Raw genomic sequence first — 2,563 nt, 5'->3', positions numbered from 1 at the left:
CTAAATCAATCGCCCATGCGCCCCCTCTGCGGGGTTTAATTGTTATGTGGGAATGAAAGTGCTCTATAAGCGTTAAGAAATTCAATCACTGAAAAGTGCCGAACCTGAGAGGGGAATTGTTAATTTTAGCGCATGCTTTTGGATGCGTTGAGTAGGCGAGACTGAGAGCATTTTATTAGAGTGAAACTGACGGGGCGAAGAAACGGATTATTTCACCTTTAAAAGGGGCTCAGTCGCGCGTAGCGCTACGCATCCAAGGTCTTAGAAACATGTTTCTAAGCTGCTCTTTTCTATGCTTTTATTTTTTATTTACGTGTAACTCTTACCTGTAACCTTTACGTGTAACTATTGTTACCGGAAGTAGTTACACGAAAGAGTTACACGTAAACATGAAGAAAATTGGGCTAATGCCGTGACAGTGCCCCAGTTTAAGATCGAGTGTATTCCGCTTGCTCGATGTTCGGACGCTTCGCTTACTCACACACTGCGCCGAGCGGTGACAATATCAAATCATCATCAAATGATTTTGTTTTCATTTTTTTAGTTAAGTTAAGTGATGATGTTAAGGGGTATCCCCTTGCTGATTGGTGAGAGGTAGGGAGGGATTCAGACACACTCACCCTAAGAGATTTTTAAAAAAACCTCTTAGTGGTGACTGATGACACTTGCCGACCGGAGCCGAGTATAGTTCATTTTCATCAGGAGAACCTTGATAACACCGGTTCTCTGCGAGAGTTACGCTCTGTTATGAGCCTTGTCGCCCGTCTCTCGCCGCTCTTCTTGTTAGTGCCTTGCAAGGAAGTAAACTCTCCAATCTGCAAGCCTCTTTGCTACCGCTAATATCCGTAGACTCAAGAAGAACCACTCATGTGGGTGATGCTTTCGACAATTTCGCTAGTCCCCATCAGACCAAAGCAAATAACAACGTACTAGGTTGAAAGTCTCTGATTTGTGGAGGAAATCTTACGATTTCTACATCTCTATGCTGTCTCGTAACCCTAGTGACTCTAAATCCTACCACCGATTACTTGGAGAATACTCTTGAAGTGCCGACTCGATATGAACTATCATGAAAGGACTTCAACGCTTGCTAACGTTTTGAGTATCTCGACGAAAATCAGCTTCCAACTGATTTCGTCACATATGGGCATTAGATTACGTTCAAATGCTCAAAGTCTCAACGACAAACTTCTGTCGCTGGGCAAGAACAAACAAAAAAGCCTCCCATACGGGAGGCTTTTTTGTTTCTGAATCTGGGTGCGGATTAAGTGAAGTTACGTTAAATTATCGAATATCAATATCAATAACACGACTAAACTGCTTATCGTAGATAATTGAGTATGTTTTTCCAGACCTTACAAATACGATAATTTCAGCCGTTGAAGAGACAAGATTTCCCGAGGAATCTGTAAATGGAAAATCATCATCAAGCTCCCAGTAACCACTAGAATCAAACTCTAAAGTTCCGCTATACGTATTACCGTTATCAGATGTAAAAGAAAAGTTGCTGCCAATTACATTCCAAGTTGGGGATATGCTCCCTAACGGATCTGATGAAGACTTATTTAAATCCACCCCTAATTGGTCACTATTGGCTATCATTCCCGAAAAGCTTACCTTGAAGCTTCCAGTGTTGTTAATCCAGCTTCCAGAAGTTCCTTCCTTAAATTGATTGTAATCGATTGAATTGGTGGTCTCTGAAAATGGAGACGGAACAAAACTAGTTTTAGAAGCAAAATCAATTAAAAGAAAATCCCCCTGATCATCATTTGAAATAACAGCAGAGTTAACGATTCCTGCTGATTCATTCAAATATAGACCTTCAAATTGCTCTGATAACTCTATGTTGCTGTTGCTGTTGCTGTTGCTGTTGCTGTCATCAGAGCAACCAATTAAGGCAATTGAAACAACAGCTGCACAAATTATTTTTTTCACACTAAATCCTAACTAATAGTTCGAGTTGAATGGACAAATAATAACATTAGAAACTGAATGAATGATGAATAACTCTTGATGTTCATTATTCCTATTATGTAAAATCCACGACTTTTCTATCAGAAACACCGCCTAGAAGGCTATCACGCGGCCTGTAAGCCATTTTAAGAGCTGAAACCACCAACGGGCACACAAATCCTCTTTGAAAGTTAATTTCACTTTCTGGGTGCTTCACAATGCGAATTAACATCTTTTGAACTCACCCAAAAATCACACCGTAACGCTCATAACTGAAACTTTCCCCCTAAGATCGTAATTTCTCGTGAAGTGGGCGAAGTCCTTTCATGAGGAAGAACGATCCGACAATCGAACGGAGTGAGTGCGTCAGAAAAACAACCCAAAGCCTCGCTGAGTCACATCGTAGATCGGGGGTTTTGGAGCGTGTAGCACAAAATGCGAATCCTGCTAATCGTTCTTTTTGACTCATCTTTTCGGTCTATCACCGACCTATCACTTTTCAAAACACCCTTTGAAACCAATAGACATCGACACGTCAAGTAACTGTCACTGCATTACAGTGACAGTTACCTACGAAACACCATCAGCGTGTGATGCTCTGCTTTTCGTT

The 2,563-nt window shown here is 41.2% G+C and carries 1 protein-coding gene; it reads right to left on the bottom strand.

Annotated elements, in window-relative coordinates; all coding sequences use genetic code 11:
- Window positions 1–1,284: 1,284 nt before the first annotated feature.
- Entirely contained in the window at window positions 1,285–1,935 is a 651-nt protein-coding gene (locus BCT49_RS21105) for a hypothetical protein (RefSeq protein ID WP_102437977.1), read from the bottom strand.
- Window positions 1,936–2,563 lie beyond the last annotated feature (628 nt).

Origin of the sequence: Vibrio lentus (assembly GCF_002875945.1) — a bacterium.
GTDB classification, from domain to species: Bacteria; Pseudomonadota; Gammaproteobacteria; order Enterobacterales; family Vibrionaceae; genus Vibrio; species Vibrio apostichopi.
This window is presented reverse-complemented; position numbering and strand designations above follow the sequence as displayed.